This is a genomic window from Paenarthrobacter nicotinovorans (assembly GCF_021919345.1).
Lineage (GTDB): Bacteria > Actinomycetota > Actinomycetes > Actinomycetales > Micrococcaceae > Arthrobacter > Arthrobacter nicotinovorans.
The window spans coordinates 341,251-360,852 of record NZ_CP089293.1 but is presented as its reverse complement, the minus strand read 5'-3'; the positions used below and the strand labels follow the sequence as shown (position 1 = coordinate 360,852).

The following is a 19,602-nucleotide window of genomic DNA, read 5'->3' as shown; positions in this document are numbered from 1 at the left end:
CTTACTATGGTAAGCATGCCTTCCAGTTCCGCTCTTCAGTCCTGCCCGCCCGGGCGCAACAAGCAAGCACCGTGGAAGGTATCCCGGATCTTCACGTTCGCCCTGTTTGCGAACGGCCGATGGAAGTTGCTGCTGGGAGGCTGTGCCGGGCTCGCGCTGCACCAGGTCAGCGAGGCTTTGGTGCCGGCCACCATCGGCGCGGCGGTGGACAACGCCATCCAACCGAACGACGTCGCCGCTCTCCTTGGGTGGCTGGGCGCCCTGGCCGTGGTCTTCGTGGTCCTGGCGCTCTCGTGGCGGCTCGGGACGCTGGCCACTGAGCGCTCCTTCAACTACGGCTCCCACGACCTCCGCCAACTCGTCGTGGAACGAAACCTTCACCCCCGCGGCATGGCCAGCCGGCGAGCGCCCGGCGAAATCGTCGCCATCGCGTCCTCCGACGCCGACAGGGTTGCAGGACTTTCCTGGCTGATCAGCGGCGGCCTGGCTGCCGTGGCCGGGCTGGTAACCTCCGCCGTCACGTTGCTGCTGATCTCCGTGCCCTTGGGGCTTGCCGTCCTCCTGGCGACCCCGGTGATGCTGCTCGTCATGCATCACCTCACCCAACCGCTGGAAAACCGCAGCGACGCTGAACAGTCCACGGCCGCGCGGGCAGGAGCCCTGGCGACGGACTTCATTACCGGTTCCCGCCCCTTGAAGGGCCTCGGCGCCGAGGACGCAGCCATCACCCGGTACCGCTCCGCGAGCCGGGTCTCGTTGGCTTCGGCGCTGAAAGCCATCCGCGCCAAGTCCGCCTACACAGGCGCCGGCACCGCCCTCTCTGCGGCGTTCCTGGCCGGCATCGCCTTCTTCGCGGCCTGGTTTGCCCTCCAAGGGACAATCTCCGTGGGTCAATTGGTGGCGGTTGTTGGCGTGGCCCAATTCGTCCAGGGACCCATGACCTGGCTCGGGTTCCTGAGTGTGGAACTGGCTCAAAAGCGTGCCTCCGCGGCGCGGATCGCGGCCGTATTGGAGGAACCGGCCGCAGTGCCGGCCCCCGAACAGCCCGGCTCACGTGAGCCGAAAGAGCGCACGACGCCGGACGCCCGGTCCGCGGCGACCAGCGCCCCGCTGCTCGAAATCCACAGCGGCGCAGCAGACAGCACCTTGCCCGCCTTCACGGCGTCAGCCGGAGAAATCGTGGGGATCGTCCTCCCCGACAGCACGCAGGCGAGGCAGTTGGTGGACACCCTTGGCGTCCGCGTACCCACCCCGCCTGGCCTCATCTCCATTGATGGCCAGGATGCCGCAGGGCTCGACCCCGGCCACATCCGCTCGCAGGTCTTTGCCGACAACCACGATGGTGTCCTGTTCCGGGGCAGTGTCCGCGAAAACGTCGCGGCACCCACCGCCCTGCTGGAGGAACGCGCCATGGCCGCTGCCGCCGTCGGGGACTTTGTGTCCGGGCTGCCCGACGGCACCGAAACCGTCCTGACCGGTCATGGCCAGAGCCTCTCCGGCGGCCAGCGGCAACGGCTGGTACTGGGGCGCTCACTGCACCAGCCGCAACCGGTACTGGTCCTCCACGACCCCACCACCGCCGTCGATACCGCCACGGAAGCCGTGATCGCCGACGGCTTGCGGAACTTCCCCGACAAGGCGCTGGTCCTGGTAACAACCAGTCCCACGCTGCTGGCGGCGTGCCACCGCGTAGTCATGGCGGGTGCGGGCGGTCCGGCGGAAACAGGCACCCACCGCGAGCTTCTTGCCACCTCCGCCGGCTACCGCGAAGTGGTGGGTTCATGAGCATCGAAATTCTTCCCATAGCCTCTCCCCGTGAAACACGGAAGGCCATGTGGCGCCTGTTGGCTCAGCGTCCGGGCAGGCTCACGTTGACCATCCTGGTCTTGCTGGCAGCATCCTGCTGCGGGCTCGCGGCTCCGGCAATCCTGGGCATGATGGTCAATATTGCGGCGACGGGTGGAGACGTCCTGTCTTTGCTGTGGCTGGCCGTTTCCTTGTTGGTGGCCGGTGGCTTGGGAGCACTCCTAGGAATTCTGGGACAGAATCTCCTGGCCCGGATCTGCGAGGAAGCGTTGGCAGGACTGCGCGAGGACGTGTTCGCAGCAGCAGTCCGCAAGCCGCTGGCACAACTGGAAAAGGCAGGGATCGGCGACGTCGTTGCGCGGGTTTCCGGCGACGTGGAGGCCGTCAGCGAGGCCATCTCCCGCGTGCTGCCCGCGTTCACCAGCGCAGCGTTCACCATTGCCGTGACACTGTTTGGCCTGGGTGTGATCGACTGGCGGTTCGCCGTCGCCGTGCTGGTTGCGGCACCCTTGCAGGTCATCACGTTGCGCTGGTTCCTCAAACGGACCGCCCCCATCTATCGGACGGTCCGGATCACCGAGGCCAACCGGACCGAGCAGATCATCGAGACCGTCCACGGTTCGGCGTCTGTCGTGGCGCTGGGACTGGCAGAACGCCATGCCGATCTTGTGGCGGCAGCCTCCCGGGAAAACATCGGCCATTCGTTGCGCGGGGTTGGCTACCTGACCCGCTTCTACAACCGCCTCAACCTGGCCGAGCTCATTGGGCTGTCCGCCGTTTTGCTGGTGGGGTTCTGGCTACACGCCGAGGGCGCGGTAACCATTGGGGCAGCGACGGCAGCGGCACTGTATTTCTACCGGTTATTCGATCCGATTGGCCTGGTCCTGGGGCAGTTCGACGAGCTCCAGAAGGCAGCCGCGGGCCTGGGCCGGATGTTCGGGCTGACGCAATCCGCGGGGCCGGCTGCTCCCCCGGACCGGACCAAGCCTGACGGCACCGCCCCGGGTGGCACCGCCCCGGAAAAGGACGCCGGAATCGTCTTGGACGATGTCTCCTTCGCCTACCCCGGCCAGCGTCCCGCGCTCAACGGAGTGTCCCTCACAATCAAACCCGGCGAACGTGTGGCCATCGTGGGAACGTCAGGGGCAGGCAAGACCACACTGGCCAAGGTCATCATGGGCTTGGAACAACCCCAACGCGGGACTGCCCTGGTGGGGGGCCTCAATTCCGCCAGCGCCCACCCCGCGGAGCTGCATCAACGCATTGCCATGGTGAGCCAGGAAGTGCATGTCTTCTCCGGCACCCTCGCCGAGGACCTCAGGCTCGCCAAGCCGAACGCTTCCCCTGCGGAATTGCGGCAGGTCCTGCACACGGTAGGGGCCACTTGGAGTGAAACGCTCGACGACGGACTGGAGACTCCCGTAGGTGCCGGCGGCCACCAGCTCACCCCCGAGCAGGCGCAACAAGTAGCCCTTGCACGGCTCCTGCTCAAGGACCCGCCGATCGCCGTTCTGGACGAAGCGACGGCGGAGGCAGGAACGGGTTCGGCAACCATGCTTGACCAGGCCGCGGAAGCTGCCCTGGCAGGCAGAACGTCCGTGGTGATCGCGCACCGGCTGTCGCAGGCCGCCTCCGCGGATACGGTGGTGGTGATGGAGCACGGAAGGCTTGTTGAGTCCGGTCCGCACCAGGAATTGTTGGCCCACGGCGGCCGGTATGCCACCTTATGGGAGGCTTGGAACAGCTCCTTGAGCCGGGGGTAACGTCACTCGGCAGGAGGATCGTGCCGCACCGGGGTTCCGGCTGCGAAGGCCCGTACCTTGGCATCGTCCCAGATGTGGGCCGGCACGCCGCCGCCCAGCAACCTGCGCGCCAGGGCGGGGTCATCGCCGAAAGGAACGTGGCTGCCGGCCATGATCATGTTGCCGTACCGGCGCCCTTTGAGCATGGCCGGATCAGCAATGATCATGGTGTGCTCGAAGGTGTCTGCGATAGTGGCGGCGTCTGCCCGGGCATTCTTCAGGTCCGGCGCATCCCCTGAGTTGACCACATACAGTCCGTCAGCGGCGAGTACGGCATCGGCATGGGCCGTGAACTCCCGAGTGGTCAGGGCACGTGGCGTGAAGGCTCCGGCAAAAACATCGCGGATGATGAGGTCGCGGGTATCCGGAGTGAGGGACTCTGTGACTTCCCGGGCTTCTCCCACGCGGATCCTCAGCAACGGCGCCTTGGGCAGATCGAACCAGCCACGGACGTAGTCGGCCAGCTTGCCGTCAAGCTCCACAACCACCTGCCGCGCTTCGGGGTACGCCGAGTGGAAGTACCGCGCCATGGAGCACGCCCCACCGCCCAGATGGAGTGCACGCAGCTTGGGCTTGTACTCCCTGGGCCATCGGGATTCCACCAAGGCCGCAATCCACCGCATGTACTCGAAGTCCAGGAACAGGGGGTCCGCGAGGTCGATATGGGAGCTCATGACACCGTTGATTTTCAGCAGCCAGCCGTTGGAGTTGTCCTGGTCCTGCAGCAATTCGCAGTCGCCGGTATCGATGTAATAGACGCCTGCCACCGGGCCGTCAGGACGGGTGCCGGAGGGCACCTCGACGACTCCCGCCGTCGACCTTTTTCCGCGTTTCGCCACTATTGCCGCCCTGCCTGATCCATGGTTCCAGCCTAGTGGAGTGCAGTGTTACCCGATTCAGTCACATCAGTAGTAAGGATACTTACAATTTTGCTCCGCTGAGCCATATGATCGCTACATGGAACTTGGAGCATCGGTATGGGCGGAGGTACTGACCGCAGCAGTGGCGTGGCTGACGGTGGTCTGCCTCCTGCTCGCGCGGGTGCCCAAACCGCCGGGCCTGCTCGACTCGCCGCTGGACATGGACCAGCCCGAGGAGAGCGAGCGCTGACTCAGGATCAGACGCCGGGGCGTACCATCCGATGCTCCGGGAGCGAATACCACGATGGGTCGCACAACTGGCGCTTGCCGTCAGGGACGAACCCGTTGCGGCGGTAGAAAGCCTGGGCCCGCGGATTGTCGTCCAGGACCCACAGGTAAGCCGGAGCGTCCCCGATCAAGGCGTCCACCAGCGCCTGTCCAACTCCCCTCCCGTGGATCCGTTCCAAGGTGTAAAGCATGAACAATTCCGTATCGCACGGGCGGTCCTCGTGGTTGCCCTGACCAGCTGCTCCGAGCCCCACCAGGTCGCCATCGGGGCCGAAAGCCAGCATCCTTGCATGGCCCGCGGCGATTGACTCCTCGTACTTGTCGATGCGTTGGGGCAATCCTGCTTCCTGTTTGGCAAAGAACTCATCGGGCAGGAGCCGTCCATAGCTCTCGCGCCATGACTGGAGGTGCATCACGGCCATGGCCCGGGCATCGTCCACCGTTGCAGGGCGAAGCGTGAAGTCCACCTATCGCACCCGCGCGATCGCGAAGCCGTCCCAGCCCTTGCTCCCTACCGTCTGGATGGCCGTGGCATCCAGACGCGGATCCTGCCCCATCATTTCCAGCGCCTTTACGATTCCGGGAGCGTTGGTCTCGTCCCGCCCGGGCTCCAGGATGGCACCGTCCCAGATCACGTTGTCCATCACGATCACCGTGCCGGGGTGACCCAGCCGGATGGCCCAGTCGAGGTAATTGGCGTCGTTTTCCTTGTCCGCATCAATGAACACAAAGTCGAACGCCTCCTGGCCTGCAAGCGTCGGAAGCGTGTCCAGGGCCGCACCCACCCGGATGTCCACCTTGTGGCCAACGCCGGCAGCATCCAGGTTGGCGCGTGCAACATCGGCGTGCTTCCGGAGGTATTCGCACGTAACGATCCTGCCGTCATCAGGCAGTCCCTGGGCCATCCACATACTGCTGAACCCAGCCAGCGTTCCGATCTCCAGCACACGCCTGGCCCCCGACATCTGCACCAGCATCCTCAGCAGCTTGCCAGCGTTTGGCGCTACCTCGATGGCAGGCATCCCGGCCTCCATGGCGGAAGCCACCGCGCGCTGGTGGGCAGGTTCGGGATGCACGACGACGTCCGTCAGGTACCGTTCGACGTCCACCCAGCCGGGTTCGGTCACGTGTTCAATCATGGCCCCCAGTCTGGCACTGACCGCCCGCCGGGGAAAGCATCTACTCCGAAGCGGAGATGGCGTCTTCCAGGCGCTCCACCTTGCCGGTCAGCTCGCCGCTGTAACCAGGGCGGATGTCCGCCTTGATGACCAGCGAGACGCGGCTGCCATAGCGCCCGACCGCCTCGGTGGCCCGTTTGACGACGTCGAAAACTTCGTCCCATTCGCCTTCGATGGTGGTGAACATGGAGTCCGTCTGGTTGGGCAATCCGGACTCGCGGACGATCTTCACGGCGGCAGCAACGGCGTCGTGCACGGAGGCGTCAGGGGTGGGTCCACCGTTGGCGGCGGAAGCGGGCTGGCCCGAAGGGGCAACTGAGAATGCAAGCAACATGAATCCAGTGTTTCATGTGCCGGTTTGTCATATAACAACCTACTCCCGCGTAACAACAGGCCTGAACGCCTGCGTTGCTACCCTGACAAGCATGGAACAGCCCTCTGAACGCAAGCCCCTCAGGGCAGACGCCGCACGCAACGTAGACAAGATCATTACCGCCGCCCGGCAGTGCTTCCGTGAATTCGGTCCTGACGTGCCCCTGCAAACCATTGCCGCCACCGCTGGAGTTGGCCCCGCAACGTTGTTCCGCAACTTCTCCGACAAAGAGCAATTGGTCCTCGCCGCACTGTCGCGTCAATTGCGCCAGCACGTGGACCCCGTGGCCGCTGCGGCAGCGGACGGCATGGACGCCGCCGAAGGCCTCATCAACGTCATCGACGCCGTGATGCGGGTTGCCAGCGAAGATGCCAATCTGCTTGACGCCGTCGCCGGCCGCCGTGGGCTACTCATGGGCATCACGGGCGGGCTCATCGGGTCCATGGCCACACTTTTGGAACGCGGCCAGGGCCAGGGATCGCTGCGCAAGGACATCACTATCGAAGACATGGTCAGGCTGGTGGCCATGCTGATAGGGGCAGTGGACACCATGGAACCGGGATCCGAAGCCTGGAAGCGTCCTGTGGCCCTGATCGAGGACGCTATCCGGACAGAACGCCCCTCGCGTCCCCTGCCGGAACAGTCGGGCATCCCCGGAGTGACGCTCACCGAAGGCGCCTGAAGCCCCTCCGCGGCTTCCAGGGCCCGGCCCGTTCCTTGGCCCATGGTGAGTCCTGCCCATCGCGGGGCCGAAGACGTGACCGTATCGTCTACCGTATGAATATTCCCCTGAGCTCATACTCTTCCAGCGGAGCAGGATCCGCTGGCACGGCCGGCCTCGCCCTGCTGTTCATGCTGATCTACTTCGCCGTGATCTTCGCGATCGTTGGTGTGCTCTACATGGGAATCTTCACCAAGTCCGGCCGACCGGCCTGGGCCGCCTTCGTCCCTGTCTACAACGGGATCAAACTGCTCGAGATCGCCGGGCGCCCCTGGTACTGGTACTTGCTGTTCCTCATCCCGTTCGCCGAGATCTACTTCAGCATCGTGGCCCTGAACGACCTCGCCAAGAGCTTCGGGAAAGACGCCGGCTACACGGTGGGGCTTGTCCTGCTTCCGGTGGTCTTCGTGCCCATGCTTTCGTACGGCTCAGCTCAATACCTCGGACCGGCAGCCGGCCGACAGTTCATGGCGTACCCGCCGGCATATCCCCCGGTTTACGGCCAGCAGCAGGGCTACGGCCAAGTACCGGGTTACGGACAGCCGCCTGTCCAGGGTCATCCCGGACAATACCCAGCGGACCAGCAGTACCGCTAGCCCCAGCCCAGCAGCCGCAGCAATGCAGCGGCTGCTGCGCCCGAAATGACAACAACCAGGAACGGCGCACGAAGCAGTAGTGCGACGGCGGCAGCCACCAGGGCGCCGATCCGCGCGTCGAGAACCAGGCCCTGGCCGGACGCCACAGCGTTCACCACCGTGAGGGAGGCGAGCAGCCCGATGGTCATGGTTCCGGCCACGTGCATGATGCGGGGGTTGTCCAACAGCTTGGCGGGCACAAAGTAGCCCACCAGTTTGGTGAGATAAGCCAAGGCGCAGGCGATGAGGATCCACAGCCAGAGGTTCACTCCGCACCCCCATTTCCGTGATGATCCTTGCTGTGCTGATTCTTATCTCGCCGGCGAGTCTCCGCGTAGGGATCCAGATCCGGCTCAAGCCCTTCATCCATGCGCGAGTGGCTGAACCAGCCGATCACGCCTGCCACCACGGCCGCAACGAGAATAGGGACGCCGGACGGCACGAAGGGCACAGCCAGCACTGTAGCCAAGGCGCATGCTGCGGCAATCGCCCAGGGTTGGCGCCCTTTGAGCCGGGGCCACAGAAGCGCCAGGAAAGCCGCAACGGCAGCACCATCCAAACCCCACTGCTTCGGGTCGCCCATGGCATCGCCTGCCAAGGCTCCAACCGCCGTAAAGATATTCCACAAGATGAATATGCCAATACCCGCGGTCCAGAACCCGCGGGCTTGTTCGCCGGGATCGGACTGGCCGGAAGCTGTGGCAGTCGATTCGTCAATGGTGATGTGGGCGGAGACGTAACGCTTCCAGCCCCCTGGACGCAGCATGGCGTTGATCTGCATTCCGTAGATTCCGTTGCGCAACCCCAGCAGGGCGCTGGCAGTCATCGCGGCAACACCTGAGCCTCCACCCGCCACCACGCCGATGAACGCAAACTGGGATCCACCGCTGAACAGCAGAAGGCTCAAGACCATGGTTTGCCAGAAATCAAAACCTGATGCCACGGAGAGGGCCCCGAAAGATACGCCATACAAGCCCGTCGCAATGCTCAGGGACAGCGCGATCTTGAAGGCCGGTGACTCCTTCAGCTTCGCGGGAGCGGAACCGCCACTCATTTCCGGAGACTCCACGACCAAAGGATGAGGGGAAGTTGCAGCGGCAGGCGGAGTGTGTGGATACGGCGCTCTTTCTTCGTGCCAGTCGGACCGTAGGCGCGACGCAAGGCATCAATATGTCCTGCAAGGAATGCAGTGAACATGGCGGTAGTCGCGTCGGCGGCAACCTTGCGCGTGGCAGGGACCAGCAGTCCGACGGCGACTGCGGCCTCCAGCAGGCCGGAAGACGCAATCCATTCCTCGCGGGACATAACTGCCAGGGGGCCGTTCGGGCGGCTCCCCGGCTCATCCTTGCGGCACAAGTAATCCGGCACCACAGGCTTGTAGAACGAAGGCGTTCGGAAGTGCTTCACAGCGCTGGTCAGGAGCAGGGCGCTCAGGGCGACTGCGGAAGTGGTACGGGTTGCTTGGGCTGACCAGCGAAAAGGCATGAGACCACTCAATCACAAGCGGAGTGGCCCCCAAAGCCGGAGCTACGCCGGTCTAGTTGGACACCATCAACTGGGCAAGTACCTGCGCCGGCTTGTTGGTGGTGATCTCCTGGATGCCGAGGCCTTGGCACAGGGCAACATCCTTTTCGGAGTCCACAGTCCACACCCTGAACGTGCGCCCGGCTTCCAACCAGCGCTGAACGTTCCGTGCGTGCTCGCGCACATAGTCGATCCCCGGACCGGCGATGCCCACCTGTCCTTCGTCCAGGACACGTTCGGCATCCTCCTGGGCTGCTTTCATGACATTGGCCACGGCACCGCCGGTAAGGAAGCCCAGCCCGAGTTCCTGCCGTATTTCCTGCACTGTGAAGTCATCCACCAACTGGCAAATGTGGCGCCCTGGAACCGATTGGAGCAACCGCTGCACGGAGTCGGAGTCAAAGCTCATGAACGAGATTTGTATATTCTCCAGCCGTGATTCTTCGGCGGACCAGCCTTCCTGCTTCAGGACTGCGATGACCCGCTCCTCCAGCTTGAGCCCGTAGGGACTGGGATGCTTGAGTTCGATTGCCAGACCAATTTCCCGTCCCGCTCCCCGGAGGATGTCCAGCAGTTCCGGCAGGGTAAGGAACTGGTCTGCCACTCCCCCATAGGCGTCCGGAATGCGCGCGCCTTTCCATGAGGAGAAATCCAGGGACCTGAGCTCCTCCAGGGTGTGTTCCGAGACAGGTCCCGTGCCTGTGGAGGTGCGGTCGAGGTTGGCGTCATGCAGGAGGACCACGTGTTGGTCACGGGTCAGGTGGACGTCGCACTCCACACCGTCGGCGCCGTCGGCGATGGCCTTCAAGTACGCCGCACGGGTGTGCTCGGCGAACGCGGCACTGGCACCCCGGTGGGCGTAGACCTTCGGGCGGAACGGGGCGAAGTCGTCGCTAGTCATGCAGACACGGTAGCCCACACCGCCGTCCCAACGGGGGGCTACGCTGGGCTAATGCAGGTGAACTCTGAGCGAATCCCAACTGAAGACGTCACCACCCCGGACCCGCTGCCCACGCAGCCAGGTTCGACGACGACGCGCGGACGTACCGCCGTCGTCGATCTTTCCGCTGGTGAAAGGGAAAAGGCAGCCGCGCTGCTGCGGATGAAGCGCTTGGCGCTGGCCCTCCTCATTGCCATGGCAGTGATTTTCACGGTCGCTTTCGCGTTCCAGAAGCAATATCCGTGGCTGGAATATGTGCGTGCTGCGGCCGAAGGCGGCATGGTGGGTGCTTTGGCGGACTGGTTTGCCGTGACCGCGCTCTTCAAGTACCCCATGGGCCTGCGGATTCCGCACACGGCCATCATTCCGCGGCGCAAGGACCAGATCGGCGAATCGCTCAGTGAGTTCGTGGAGAGCAACTTCCTTTCACAGGAGGTTGTGCAGGAGAAACTGGCGAGCATCGATATCGCCCGTAAAGCCGGGCACTGGTTGTCCGCTCCCGGCGGCGCCGAACGCGTGGCCAAAGAGGGCGGCGCGGTGATCCGCGGCGCGTTTACGGTCCTTAACGACGACGACGTACAGGCGGTCATCGAAGGAATGGTCCGCAAGCACCTCCTCACTCCCCCGTGGGGGCCGCCCGTGGGCCGGATGGCGGAAAGGATCTTCGCTGATGGACACCACCACACGCTGGTGGACCTGCTGGTTGACCGCGCCGCAGACTGGGTTGATGCCAACCATTCAACTGTGAACCGGCTGGTGTCGGACCGCTCGCCCCTGTGGGTGCCGACCTTCGTTGACGGGCTGGTGGGAGACCGCGTGCACGTGGAACTTTCCAAGTTTGTCCGCGCAGTCCAGGCCGACCAGAATCACCAGGTCCGCCAGTCGATCGACGCTTACCTCACCGACCTTGCCCAGGATCTCCAGCATGATCCGGCAATGATAGAACGGGCGGAGAGCATCAAGGCACAGATCCTGGGTGACCCCGAGGTCCGCGAACTTGCCTCCCGCACGTGGGGGACGGTCAAGACGGCACTGCTCAACGCCGTCGACGATCCCGACAGCGAACTTAGCCAGCGCTTCAAGAGCGCCGTCCGCGACTTCGGTGCGCGCCTGGTCAACGACGACGAACTGGCGGGCAAGGTCAACACGTGGATCGGCGACGCCGCCGGCTACCTGGTGAACACGTACCGCTCAGACATAGCAGGCGTCATTTCGGACACCGTGGCGCGGTGGGATGCCGAGGAAACCTCGCAGAAGATCGAACTCCAAGTGGGCAAGGACCTTCAGTACATCCGCATCAATGGAACCGTTGTGGGCGCGCTGGCAGGCCTGGCGATCTTCACCGTGGCCCATCTGCTCTTCGGCTAAAGACCCTTCGGGGTGAGTGGCCGGCTCTGGAGCTATCCAGCGTGCCTTGGTACGTTCAACGCATGCCTATCAAACTTGAAAACGTCGGGATTGCCGTCCGGGATCTTGAAGCAACAATCGCGTTCTTCACCGACCTTGGCCTCACAGTGTTGGGCCGCGACACTGTCAGCGGCGAGTGGGCCGACACCGCTGTGGGGCTCGACGGCAACCACGCCAAGATTGCGGTACTCCAAACCCCCGACGGCCATGGCCAGTTGGAGCTTTTCGAATACCTCCACCCGGATGCGATCGAAACGAGCCCGACCCTTCCCAACGAGATCGGCATGCACCGGGTCGCCTTCTCCGTTGACGACATCGATGCCTCCCTCGAAATCGCGGCCAAGCACGGATGCACCCCTTTACGCGGTGTTGCCAACTACCAGGACATCTACAAATTGACGTACCTCCGTGGGCCCAGCGGCATCCTCGTCATGCTGGCCCAGCAAGTGAAGAAGGACTGACGCTCGGGCACGTTGTTGGGTGTCTCGTCACCGGGGCCCCGATCCGCTAACCCAGCAGATGCACCATCTGCCCCGGTCTGGCCTGCCCGATCAAGTCGAGGTCGTCATCGCGCACCACCGCGATCACCGGCGACTTGGCCGTGGCCGGACGGTCGGCAAGTGCAATCACCGGAAGGCCCGACGCCGGCAACACCACCGAGCCTGCCGTCAACGGTTGGGCCTCGGGTGCCGGAGCCGAAGCCACCTCGAGTGGCCGGCCCGCCAGCCGCGCACCGACCCGGTCCGACTCAGGCGAGAGAATCCACGGTTCCGTGGTCAGGCGATGCCACAACCCGGCGTCGTAGTTGGGGACGTGGGGTCCGCGGCTGATCCGGGCGACCACCGGCCGTTCCGGATCCAAAGCGCGGCGGGCTGTCTGGTGGATGTGTGGGAAACCATGTCCCTGTGCCTTGCCAAATGACAGTGCGGCGCCGGCTTGGAGTGCCCCGCGGCCCGTGAATCCGCCCTGCACGGCAACGTAGTACCGGATTCCGAACTTGGCCGGACCGAAGGACAGCACCGCTCCGGGAGCCACCCGGACGGGCTTGTTCAGCGGCAGCTCTTCGCCGTTGAGGGTCACGACGCCCTCGGCACCAGTCACTGCAACGGCGGAGCCTGTCACGAAGCGGAGTTTGAGCCCACCCACCAGCACCTCCAGACCGGGCGCTGTGGCGGAATTACCCAACAAGGCGTTGGCAAGGTTCATGGACGCGCGGTCCAGGACATGCTCCGGCTCAAGCACCAGGCTTGAGGACCCGGGATCCACCACTACTGCGCCCATGCAACCTCCCAACCCATGAATTCTGCCGTCCAACCAGAATCAGGCGAACGCCTCAATGCCCACGCCTGCGCTTTCAAGGCCCTCGCGAACCGCGGTCGCCATCGTTACCGCTCCCGGCGTATCGCCGTGGATGCACAGCGAATCCGCTTGGACAGGCACAACCGAGCCGTCAATGGCCACTACTTCCCGACGTGTTGCCAGCCGCACGGCCTGTGCCACGACTGCAGCGGTGTCGTGCAACACGGCGCCTTCCTGCGTGCGGGGAACCAGCGTTCCGTCCGGCAAGTACGCCCGGTCCACGAACGCTTCGCGGAAGACAGGGTGTCCTGCTTCCTCGGCCAGGGTGATCCAGGCCGAGTCCGGCAGGCCCAATACGGGAAGCCCGGGATCGTAGGCGTGGACGGCCGCGACCACGGCCTCGGCCTGCTCGGCGTCCCGGACGATTCTGTTGTACAGGGCGCCATGCGGCTTCACGTAGTCCACCGAGGCTCCTACCGCGTGGGCCATGCCGTCCAGGGCTCCCAGCTGGTACAGCACATCGCCGAACAGTTCGTCGAAGGTCATGTCCAGGGAACGCCGACCGAACCCTGCCAGGTCCCGGTATCCGACGTGCGCTCCTACGCGAACATCGAGTTCAAACGCCGCACGGCAGCTGTCCAGCATGGTGAGGGGGTCGCCGGCATGGAATCCGCAAGCGACATTCGCGCTGCTCACGATGCGGAACATCGAGGCGTCGTCGCCCATGGTCCAGGAGCCGAAAGACTCCCCCAGATCAGCGTTCAGATCCACTATTGCCGCCTTCCAGTATCGGGTTGTCCGCAGGGGTCGATTTCCCGGCAATGTTTTTGGGTGCGTTGGGAAGCAGTTCCCCTGGAATGGTGTCCGGCAAGGGGCCAAATGCTTCCTTGGCAGTTGACACCACGGCCCGCCCCATCATCATGTTTCCGGCACCGCCCACCACTGCGCCAATGCCAAACGGCAGTGCGCGGCCAAGGAACGCAGACCCTTGCCGCTTTATCAGGTTCTTGAGGAACGCCCGCTGGATGGCGTCCCGGACGACTCCAAAGCCGCTGCCCGGGATCTTCTTGGTCAGGGTTTTCCCCCAGGCATTGGTGACGCCCATTCCCCGCCCCAGTGAATGCCCGCTGAGCGCGCCGAGCATGGACGTGCCTTCTTCACCCAACATGATGGCCATGACCATGGTCTGGGCCCGGACAGGGTCAGTGAGCCGGATGCCATGGAGTTCCGCCAAGGACGACGCGTACAGCGCGGTGGTTTCCAGGAAACCCACGGTCGCCAGGGCTGAGAGTCCCAGCGATGCCGCAGTTCCAATTCCAGGCACGACGGCGGCGGCGCCCACCGCTGCACCGCCACCTGAAATGGCGAACAGGTAGTGGCGCTCGAGTTTGGCGGCAAGCTGCGCCGGGGAATCGTTGGGGTGCCTTCTCTGAAGCCTGCGAAGGTTCGCCAGGACCAGGGGACGCTGGACCTCCACTGCCTTCAGGAGCACGTTGTGCACTCCTGGCTTGGTGTTGCCTTCGGCATCGAAGACTGCGTTGTGTGCTGTCTCCTGGGCGATTTTCACCGCCGGGTTGGGTCGCTTGGGCATGTTCACCTCTCCTTGGCAGCTCTGATTGTTCAGGGAACTGATGGTTTCAGCCTATGCCACACTCCAACGTTGCATGGGCCGTTTTGTGCCGTTTGTGGATACTATTCCGCGCAGAGCGGACCCCGTTTGCAGCCTTCCGCGGCGTAGACTGAGTTCACTCACGGAAGCAGTCCAAGAAGGACAGGGAGTATCCGTCATGACCGCCCCGGACAAGAACGAGCACCTCGACCGGCACCACACCGACGCCCCGGCAGAGGGTGAAACCGAAGGCTGGGTTCCGCACGACACCGGCCTGCACAGCCAGGAGCCGGCGGAGGGTCCGGACATCGACGACGACGTCCCGCCGTCGGGCGCTTCTTGACCTGACGTCTCCCCTCGCCGGCGGCTGGACCGCCTTACGCAGCGTGCCGACACAGGTTTAGGCTGGTGAAATGGCCGCCCTGAGAGCGCTGCGCCCCTTTGCACACCGGGAATTCCGGGTGTTGATCTCTGCTTTGTCGATTTCCATTTTCGGATCCGGCATGTGGGCCGTGGCGATGGTCTACGAGGTCATCCATCTGGGAGGCGGCCCGCTGGAATTGTCGTTGGTGGCCACTGCCGCCAGCATCGGACTGGTGGGATTTGTGCTGGCAGGTGGCATCGCCGCCGACCGCTTTCCCCAGCGGCTGCTCATCATCGGCGTGGAGGGGGCCAATCTGGCTGTGATCGCCACGGTGACGTTGCTGGCGATGCTCAATGTCCTGCAACTCTGGCATCTGGCCCTCGGTGCGTTCGTCCTGGGCGTGGGGCAGGCCTTTTTCTTTCCGGCATATTCGGCGATCCTTCCGCGCATCCTGCCGGCAGAGGACCTCCTCGCGGCCAACGGGATGGAAGGCACCGTCCGGCCGATCCTCCAGCAAGCGGCCGGTCCGGCGATTGCGGGCATCCTGGTAGCGGCATTTTCACCGGCGCACGCCGTTGCCGGGGTTGCTGCATGCCATTTCCTGGCCTTCGGGATCCTGAACTTCCTCAACAGACGTACTTTGGGCGGCCCCGATGCAGGCGGGGCGTCCTCCGGCGCGTCGGCTGGGAGGTCCTTCCTGAGGGACCTCCGAGAAGGGTTCAGCTACACCGTCCGCACCCCCTGGCTACTGTGGACACTGCTGTGGGCGTGCCTGTCCGTGTTGTTCCTGATCGGGCCGATTGAGGTCCTGCTGCCCTTCGTCGTCCGGGACCAGCTCGGTGGCGATTCAAGGATGTTTGGTTTCCTGCTGGCGGTCATGGGCGTGGGGAGTGCCGTCGCCGCGCTGGCCACCGCTTCTTTCCCCCTCCCCCGCCGCTACCTGACAGTGATGGTAGTGACGTGGGGCCTCGGAAGCCTGCCCGTCGCAGCCATTGGTTTCATGGACAGCGTGTGGCTGCTCGGAGGTGCCATGCTGATCTTCGGAGTCACCGAGGGCATGGGAACGGTCATCTGGGGCACACTCCTGCAGCGAAGGGTCCCACGGCATTTACTGGGCCGGATTTCGAGCCTGGACTTCTTTGTCTCCCTGGCCCTGATGCCTGTGTCCATGGCCCTCGCCGGGCCCGTGGCCGAGGTGGTTCCCATCTGGCTGATCTTCCTGGTGGCCGGACTGGTGTGCCCGTTCATGGCGTTCGTGGCCGTCTTCGCAGCGCGCATGATGACTGACGAGATCGACAATCCCTTGACGCCGGCCGTTTCCGAATCCGCGGACTCACAGTCCGACTCCGTTTAGCGCGGTAGCCCGGTCCTGCCGCAGGCCTTACCCAGGCACGGGCCCTGTGGTGCGGCGCGCCACCAGGTGCGGTGTCCGCACCAGGTGGGTGGCCGGCGTCGTCCCCTCCAAACGGTCGACGGCGCGGTCCACTGCGGCCTGCGCAAGGAGCGGTGCGTCCTGGCTGACGGAGGACAGCTGGACGTAGCTGAGGCGTGCAAATTGACTGTCGTCGTAGCCAAGGACGGACACGTCTTCCGGCACGCGAAGGCCAGCAGCCTTGAAACTCTCCCAGACGCCCAGGGCGCAGCGGTCGTTGAAAGCCACGACGGCGGTGGGCAGCTCCTCCTGCAGCTTCCGTCCGGCGCGCAAACCGTCTTCTTCCGTGGGGCCACCCGGGACTACGCGGCCATCCAGTCCGCGGCGCTCCATTTCTTCCCGGAAGGCCGCCATGCGCTGCGGACCGGAGATGGCCTCACCGCCGTCAACGTGGGCTATGCTGCGGTGGCCCAGCGAGGTCAAGTGCTCGATCGCGAGGTGCATGCCGGCCCGGTCGTCGCTGCTCACGGAGTCCACGGAGTCCCCAACGTCGTCCCGGAGCAGGCTGACTACAGGCACCCGGGCCGCGTATTCGGCCAACTGCTGTTCTTCGAGGGTCGGGGAAATCATGATCAGGGCTTCGCATCCGAGATCCAGCAGCGAGTCCGCTGCACGTTCTTCGGACCGTCCGTTGGCCACCGCACTGAGCGCGATATCGTAGCCCCGCAGTGTGGCTCCGGCGTAGGCGGCATCAACGATTTCGGCGTGAAAAGCATGGGCAGTGGAGAAACTGACGCCAAGGAGCCTCGTGCGGCTGCTTCGGAGCAGGCGGGCACGACTGTCCGGCCTGTAGCCAAGTGCCCGGGCAGCTTCCTGAACTTTTGCCCGGGTGGCGTCCGATGCGCCTGGAACATCCCGCATGACGATGGAAACGAGGGCGCGTGATACACCTGCTGCTTCCGCTACGTCCATCAACGTAGGCCGTTTGCCCGTCATGGCGCTCCTCTGTTCGGGAGCCAGTCTATAGAACGATCCAACCGCCGGGCTTCGAACGAGTCGTGCGGTCGGTCGCGACTCAGACGACCGACCGCACTAGCCCGTTCATGCAACGATGGCGCCCCGGGCGGGCCCCAGAACCCGCCACACCCATCGCTGCCTACTGTGCCGATGACACGCGACGCAGCCGAAAAGGGCAACGGCGCGGAACGCGGTCAATGACATGGGCACTGGATATGTAGTCCGAGTCCCTCAAACATGACGCGGAGTTCCGAAGATTATTTCCGGGAAGAGGTTTTTTGTTTGAAGTCCGGGACCCCTTAGACCTCTTTTTGGGCGTCTCTCCGAATCCGACGCCATCTTTACGGCCTCCCAAGAAATCCACTAGAACGATCTAGACACGCACTCACACTGCATGCAACCATGGGAGCGACTAGAACGATCTAGAAACCTGAAGAGGAGCCCCAGTGACGTATCTCCAGCACCCGGTCCAGACAGAGCAGCCTGTCCGCATCGCCGTCATCGGCGCTGGCTGGATCGGCAAATTCCACGCCGAGACCATAGCCCGCCGCATTCCGAATGCACGCCTGGAATCAATCGCCGACCCCGTCCTGCCCGCCGTCGAAGAACTCGCAAACAAACTTGGCGTGGCCAAAATCAGTGCGGACGCCGCCGACGTGCTGGCCGACCCGGACGTTGATGCTGTCCTCATCGCCTCTCCCATGCGTTTCCACGCCGGGCTGATCACAGCCGCAGCGTCAGCCGGCAAGGATGTTTTCTGCGAAAAGCCCGGCGGTCGGACCATCGATGAACTCGACGCCGCCATCGATGCCGCGGCGAGCGCCGGCGTCGTTCTCCGGTTTGGCTTCAACCGCCGTTACTCCAGCGATTTCGCAGCCGCCCGCAAGCTGGTGGACGACGGCGCCGTAGGCACACCGCAGCTGCTGCGCTCCCTCACCCGGGACCCCGGAACCGAAGCCGGAATCAGCAACCCGGAGCGCATTGCCCCAGGCACGATCTTCCTGGAAACCCTCATCCACGACTTCGACACCCTCAACTGGCTCAACCCCGGGGCCGTCCCGGTCAAAGTCCACGCGGTCGCTGATGCCCTGGTAGCGCCCGAGGCGAGGTCGGGCGGCCTGCTGGACACCGCCGTCGTGACCGTCACGTACAGCAATGGCGCCATCGCTGTGGCCGAAGCGAACTTCAATGCGCTCTACGGCTACGATGTCCGCGGCGAAGTGTTCGGCTCCGCAGGCATGGTCACCGCCGGAACACCGCAGGCCACCAACGCCACCAGCTACACCGCCGCAGGCATCGTCACGGAGACTTCGCACCTGAACATCCACCTCTTCCACGACGCCTACACCGCCGAGCTCGCGGCCTTCGCGGACGACGTTGCGGCACGCCGCGGATACCCGGAGCAACGCACGACGGCGGCCGCCCCGCCGGCCCCCGTGGCAGCTCCGGGTGGGGTGGACGCACGGAACGCGTTGGCCGTAGCACTGGCTGCCTTCAGGTCCGCGGAAACAGGCTTGCCCGTGGAGATTTCGGACATCGCGGAACTGCAGGCCGCAGAGCCCGCTGCGCAGCCCGCCCCGGCCGGGGTCCCCGCATGAGCTTCCGCCTGGCCGTCTGCGCGGAAATGGTCTACGGCGAACTGCCCCTGATTGACCGGGTTCGTCGGATCCACGAGCAAGGCTTCGAGGTAGAGCTATGGGACACCCGAGGCCGGGACATTCCGGCTTTGGCCGCCACCGGGGCATCGTTCTCCTCCATGAGCGGATACTTCGGGGGCAGCGTCATCGACGCCGCCAATGCCCACGAGGTCCTTGCGTCGGCAGAAAAGCTGGTTCCCACTGCGCTGGAACTGGGCGTGGAGCGCATGGTGGTCCATCCTTCCGAACTCGGCGAGGGAGGAAGGGCCGTGAGGCCCACCCACCGCTCAACGGGCGACATGTGGCTGACAGGGCTCCGGACTCTGGAAAAACTTGGCGAACTGGGCGAAAAACACGGCATCACGTTCGCCTTGGAGAACCTCAACACGATCCTGGACCACCCGGGCATTCCGCTGGCAAGGGCCAAGGACACCCTGGCCCTGGTACAGGCCGTCAATCATCCCAACGTGAAGATGATGCTGGATCTGTATCACGCACAAATCGGCGAGGGGAACCTGATCGAGCTCGTCCGTGCGGCGCAGCCATTCACCGGCGAGATCCAGGTAGCCGACGTGCCCGGGCGCTTCGAACCAGGAACCGGCGAGATCAACTATCCGGCGATCGCGAAGGCCCTCAACGAGGCCGGCTATACGGGTGTGGTCGGCATGGAAGCCGGCGCGATCGGTGGCCAGGGAATAGACGCGGGCGATGCCGCCCTGGCCGCCTTCCGCGCCGCGTTCTCTCCCAACTGAGTCCCAGCAGCGCGCGTT

General features: G+C 64.5%; 23 protein-coding genes. 11 read left to right on the top strand and 12 right to left on the bottom strand.

Translation table 11 applies throughout. The features are described from left to right. Window positions 1–15 precede the first annotated feature (15 nt). Both JMY29_RS01810 and JMY29_RS01805 read left to right on the top strand, forming a co-directional pair. Window positions 16–1,785, top strand: a complete 1,770-nt coding sequence (locus tag JMY29_RS01810; RefSeq protein ID WP_229778652.1) for an ABC transporter ATP-binding protein — start codon at window positions 16–18, stop codon at window positions 1,783–1,785. Continuing rightward, window positions 1,782–3,569, top strand: a complete 1,788-nt coding sequence (locus JMY29_RS01805; protein WP_189076434.1) for an ABC transporter ATP-binding protein — start codon at window positions 1,782–1,784, stop codon at window positions 3,567–3,569. Before JMY29_RS01810 ends, JMY29_RS01805 begins: the two co-directional genes overlap by 4 nt. 2 nt (window positions 3,570–3,571) lie before the next feature. On the opposite strand, the gene JMY29_RS01800 is transcribed toward JMY29_RS01805, so the two are convergent. Continuing rightward, on the bottom strand, window positions 3,572–4,447 hold the full coding sequence (locus JMY29_RS01800) for a spermidine synthase (protein ID WP_189076433.1): 876 nt from the start codon (window positions 4,445–4,447) through the stop codon (window positions 3,572–3,574). 118 nt (window positions 4,448–4,565) lie between these two features. Here JMY29_RS01800 and JMY29_RS01795 point away from each other — a divergent pair, with 118 nt between their 5' ends. Continuing rightward, a complete protein-coding gene (locus JMY29_RS01795) occupies window positions 4,566–4,718 on the top strand; it encodes a hypothetical protein (protein ID WP_018778877.1) in 153 nt (50 codons plus the stop codon). Between the two features lie 7 nt (window positions 4,719–4,725). Here the strand turns inward: JMY29_RS01795 and JMY29_RS01790 are convergent, their stop codons facing one another. The 3 genes from JMY29_RS01790 to JMY29_RS01780 are packed head-to-tail and all read right to left on the bottom strand — an operon-like array spanning window position 4,726 to window position 6,268. Then, window positions 4,726–5,223, bottom strand: coding sequence for a GNAT family N-acetyltransferase (locus tag JMY29_RS01790; RefSeq protein ID WP_189076432.1), 498 nt, complete (start codon window positions 5,221–5,223; stop codon window positions 4,726–4,728). Beyond that, window positions 5,224–5,895 (bottom strand): O-methyltransferase, encoded by a 672-nt coding sequence (locus JMY29_RS01785; protein ID WP_039239359.1) that lies wholly within the window; start codon window positions 5,893–5,895, stop codon window positions 5,224–5,226. Window positions 5,896–5,935: 40 nt separating this feature from the next. Further along, a complete protein-coding gene (locus JMY29_RS01780; protein WP_055977396.1) occupies window positions 5,936–6,268 on the bottom strand; it encodes a thiamine-binding protein in 333 nt (110 codons plus the stop codon). Window positions 6,269–6,359: 91 nt separating this feature from the next. Between JMY29_RS01780 and JMY29_RS01775 the strand changes: the two genes are divergently transcribed. Together JMY29_RS01775 and JMY29_RS01770 are read left to right on the top strand one after the other, a co-directional pair. Beyond that, window positions 6,360–6,989 carry a TetR/AcrR family transcriptional regulator gene (locus JMY29_RS01775; RefSeq protein ID WP_018778881.1) on the top strand — a complete coding sequence of 210 codons (630 nt, stop codon included), beginning with the start codon at window positions 6,360–6,362 and terminating at the stop codon, window positions 6,987–6,989. A 95-nt stretch (window positions 6,990–7,084) separates the two neighbouring features. Further along, complete coding sequence (locus JMY29_RS01770) at window positions 7,085–7,624, top strand: DUF5684 domain-containing protein (protein WP_189076431.1); 540 nt, start codon at window positions 7,085–7,087, stop codon at window positions 7,622–7,624. On the opposite strand, the gene JMY29_RS01765 is transcribed toward JMY29_RS01770, so the two are convergent. Genes JMY29_RS01765 through JMY29_RS01750 form a run of 4 tightly spaced genes read right to left on the bottom strand, consistent with a single transcriptional unit; the run spans window position 7,621 to window position 10,088 of the window. Continuing rightward, a complete protein-coding gene (locus JMY29_RS01765) occupies window positions 7,621–7,932 on the bottom strand; it encodes an AzlD domain-containing protein (protein WP_018778883.1) in 312 nt (103 codons plus the stop codon). The genes JMY29_RS01770 and JMY29_RS01765 overlap by 4 nt on opposite strands. After that, complete coding sequence (locus JMY29_RS01760; protein WP_018778884.1) at window positions 7,929–8,717, bottom strand: AzlC family ABC transporter permease; 789 nt, start codon at window positions 8,715–8,717, stop codon at window positions 7,929–7,931. Before JMY29_RS01760 ends, JMY29_RS01765 begins: the two co-directional genes overlap by 4 nt. After that, the gene (locus tag JMY29_RS01755; RefSeq protein WP_018778885.1) at window positions 8,714–9,148 is read right to left on the bottom strand and encodes a DoxX family protein; all 435 of its coding nucleotides are present in this window, start codon (window positions 9,146–9,148) and stop codon (window positions 8,714–8,716) included. The genes JMY29_RS01760 and JMY29_RS01755 overlap by 4 nt, the downstream gene beginning before the upstream one ends. Window positions 9,149–9,200: 52 nt before the next feature. Further along, entirely contained in the window at window positions 9,201–10,088 is an 888-nt protein-coding gene (locus tag JMY29_RS01750) for a glycerophosphodiester phosphodiesterase (protein ID WP_026267316.1), read from the bottom strand. 51 nt (window positions 10,089–10,139) lie between these two features. On the opposite strand from JMY29_RS01750, the gene JMY29_RS01745 reads away from it, so the two are divergent. Both JMY29_RS01745 and JMY29_RS01740 read left to right on the top strand, forming a co-directional pair. Continuing rightward, window positions 10,140–11,495 carry a DUF445 domain-containing protein gene (locus JMY29_RS01745; RefSeq protein WP_055977390.1) on the top strand — a complete coding sequence of 452 codons (1,356 nt, stop codon included), beginning with the start codon at window positions 10,140–10,142 and terminating at the stop codon, window positions 11,493–11,495. Between the two features lie 62 nt (window positions 11,496–11,557). After that, complete coding sequence (locus JMY29_RS01740) at window positions 11,558–11,995, top strand: VOC family protein (protein ID WP_018778888.1); 438 nt, start codon at window positions 11,558–11,560, stop codon at window positions 11,993–11,995. A gap of 46 nt (window positions 11,996–12,041) precedes the next feature. Here JMY29_RS01740 and JMY29_RS01735 read toward each other — a convergent pair whose 3' ends face one another. Genes JMY29_RS01735 through JMY29_RS01725 form a run of 3 tightly spaced genes read right to left on the bottom strand, consistent with a single transcriptional unit; the run spans window position 12,042 to window position 14,424 of the window. Beyond that, window positions 12,042–12,815 carry a 5-oxoprolinase subunit C family protein gene (locus JMY29_RS01735; RefSeq protein WP_189076430.1) on the bottom strand — a complete coding sequence of 258 codons (774 nt, stop codon included), beginning with the start codon at window positions 12,813–12,815 and terminating at the stop codon, window positions 12,042–12,044. Between the two features lie 39 nt (window positions 12,816–12,854). After that, window positions 12,855–13,604 carry a LamB/YcsF family protein gene (locus JMY29_RS01730; protein WP_018778890.1) on the bottom strand — a complete coding sequence of 250 codons (750 nt, stop codon included), beginning with the start codon at window positions 13,602–13,604 and terminating at the stop codon, window positions 12,855–12,857. Then, the gene (locus JMY29_RS01725) at window positions 13,588–14,424 is read right to left on the bottom strand and encodes a hypothetical protein (protein ID WP_189076429.1); all 837 of its coding nucleotides are present in this window, start codon (window positions 14,422–14,424) and stop codon (window positions 13,588–13,590) included. The genes JMY29_RS01730 and JMY29_RS01725 overlap by 17 nt, the downstream gene beginning before the upstream one ends. Window positions 14,425–14,620: 196 nt before the next feature. Between JMY29_RS01725 and JMY29_RS01720 the strand changes: the two genes are divergently transcribed. Then, the gene (locus tag JMY29_RS01720) at window positions 14,621–14,785 is read left to right on the top strand and encodes a hypothetical protein (RefSeq protein WP_018778892.1); all 165 of its coding nucleotides are present in this window, start codon (window positions 14,621–14,623) and stop codon (window positions 14,783–14,785) included. Window positions 14,786–14,855: 70 nt separating this feature from the next. Then, a complete protein-coding gene (locus tag JMY29_RS01715) occupies window positions 14,856–16,160 on the top strand; it encodes an MFS transporter (RefSeq protein WP_189076428.1) in 1,305 nt (434 codons plus the stop codon). A gap of 27 nt (window positions 16,161–16,187) precedes the next feature. Here the strand turns inward: JMY29_RS01715 and JMY29_RS01710 are convergent, their stop codons facing one another. Next, entirely contained in the window at window positions 16,188–17,174 is a 987-nt protein-coding gene (locus JMY29_RS01710; protein WP_189076427.1) for a LacI family DNA-binding transcriptional regulator, read from the bottom strand. A gap of 467 nt (window positions 17,175–17,641) precedes the next feature. Between JMY29_RS01710 and JMY29_RS01705 the strand changes: the two genes are divergently transcribed. After that, the gene (locus JMY29_RS01705; RefSeq protein ID WP_189076426.1) at window positions 17,642–18,793 is read left to right on the top strand and encodes a Gfo/Idh/MocA family oxidoreductase; all 1,152 of its coding nucleotides are present in this window, start codon (window positions 17,642–17,644) and stop codon (window positions 18,791–18,793) included. Beyond that, a complete protein-coding gene (locus JMY29_RS01700) occupies window positions 18,790–19,584 on the top strand; it encodes a TIM barrel protein (protein ID WP_189076425.1) in 795 nt (264 codons plus the stop codon). The genes JMY29_RS01705 and JMY29_RS01700 overlap by 4 nt, the downstream gene beginning before the upstream one ends. Window positions 19,585–19,602: the final 18 nt, after the last annotated feature.

Excerpts from the sequence above, each read along its gene's own strand:
- JMY29_RS01810 (WP_229778652.1), top strand. The coding sequence starts at position 16 with ATGCCTTCCAGTTCCGCTCTTCAGTCCTGCCCGCCCGGGCGCAACAAG.
- JMY29_RS01805 (WP_189076434.1), top strand. The coding sequence starts at position 1,782 with ATGAGCATCGAAATTCTTCCCATAGCCTCTCCCCGTGAAACACGGAAG.
- JMY29_RS01795 (WP_018778877.1), top strand. The coding sequence starts at position 4,566 with ATGGAACTTGGAGCATCGGTATGGGCGGAGGTACTGACCGCAGCAGTG.
- JMY29_RS01785 (WP_039239359.1), bottom strand. The coding sequence starts at position 5,895 with ATGATTGAACACGTGACCGAACCCGGCTGGGTGGACGTCGAACGGTAC.
- JMY29_RS01780 (WP_055977396.1), bottom strand. The coding sequence starts at position 6,268 with ATGTTGCTTGCATTCTCAGTTGCCCCTTCGGGCCAGCCCGCTTCCGCC.
- JMY29_RS01775 (WP_018778881.1), top strand. The coding sequence starts at position 6,360 with ATGGAACAGCCCTCTGAACGCAAGCCCCTCAGGGCAGACGCCGCACGC.
- JMY29_RS01770 (WP_189076431.1), top strand. The coding sequence starts at position 7,085 with ATGAATATTCCCCTGAGCTCATACTCTTCCAGCGGAGCAGGATCCGCT.
- JMY29_RS01760 (WP_018778884.1), bottom strand. The coding sequence starts at position 8,717 with ATGAGTGGCGGTTCCGCTCCCGCGAAGCTGAAGGAGTCACCGGCCTTC.
- JMY29_RS01755 (WP_018778885.1), bottom strand. The coding sequence starts at position 9,148 with ATGCCTTTTCGCTGGTCAGCCCAAGCAACCCGTACCACTTCCGCAGTC.
- JMY29_RS01750 (WP_026267316.1), bottom strand. The coding sequence starts at position 10,088 with ATGACTAGCGACGACTTCGCCCCGTTCCGCCCGAAGGTCTACGCCCAC.
- JMY29_RS01745 (WP_055977390.1), top strand. The coding sequence starts at position 10,140 with ATGCAGGTGAACTCTGAGCGAATCCCAACTGAAGACGTCACCACCCCG.
- JMY29_RS01740 (WP_018778888.1), top strand. The coding sequence starts at position 11,558 with ATGCCTATCAAACTTGAAAACGTCGGGATTGCCGTCCGGGATCTTGAA.
- JMY29_RS01735 (WP_189076430.1), bottom strand. The coding sequence starts at position 12,815 with ATGGGCGCAGTAGTGGTGGATCCCGGGTCCTCAAGCCTGGTGCTTGAG.
- JMY29_RS01725 (WP_189076429.1), bottom strand. The coding sequence starts at position 14,424 with ATGCCCAAGCGACCCAACCCGGCGGTGAAAATCGCCCAGGAGACAGCA.
- JMY29_RS01720 (WP_018778892.1), top strand. The coding sequence starts at position 14,621 with ATGACCGCCCCGGACAAGAACGAGCACCTCGACCGGCACCACACCGAC.
- JMY29_RS01715 (WP_189076428.1), top strand. The coding sequence starts at position 14,856 with ATGGCCGCCCTGAGAGCGCTGCGCCCCTTTGCACACCGGGAATTCCGG.
- JMY29_RS01710 (WP_189076427.1), bottom strand. The coding sequence starts at position 17,174 with ATGACGGGCAAACGGCCTACGTTGATGGACGTAGCGGAAGCAGCAGGT.
- JMY29_RS01700 (WP_189076425.1), top strand. The coding sequence starts at position 18,790 with ATGAGCTTCCGCCTGGCCGTCTGCGCGGAAATGGTCTACGGCGAACTG.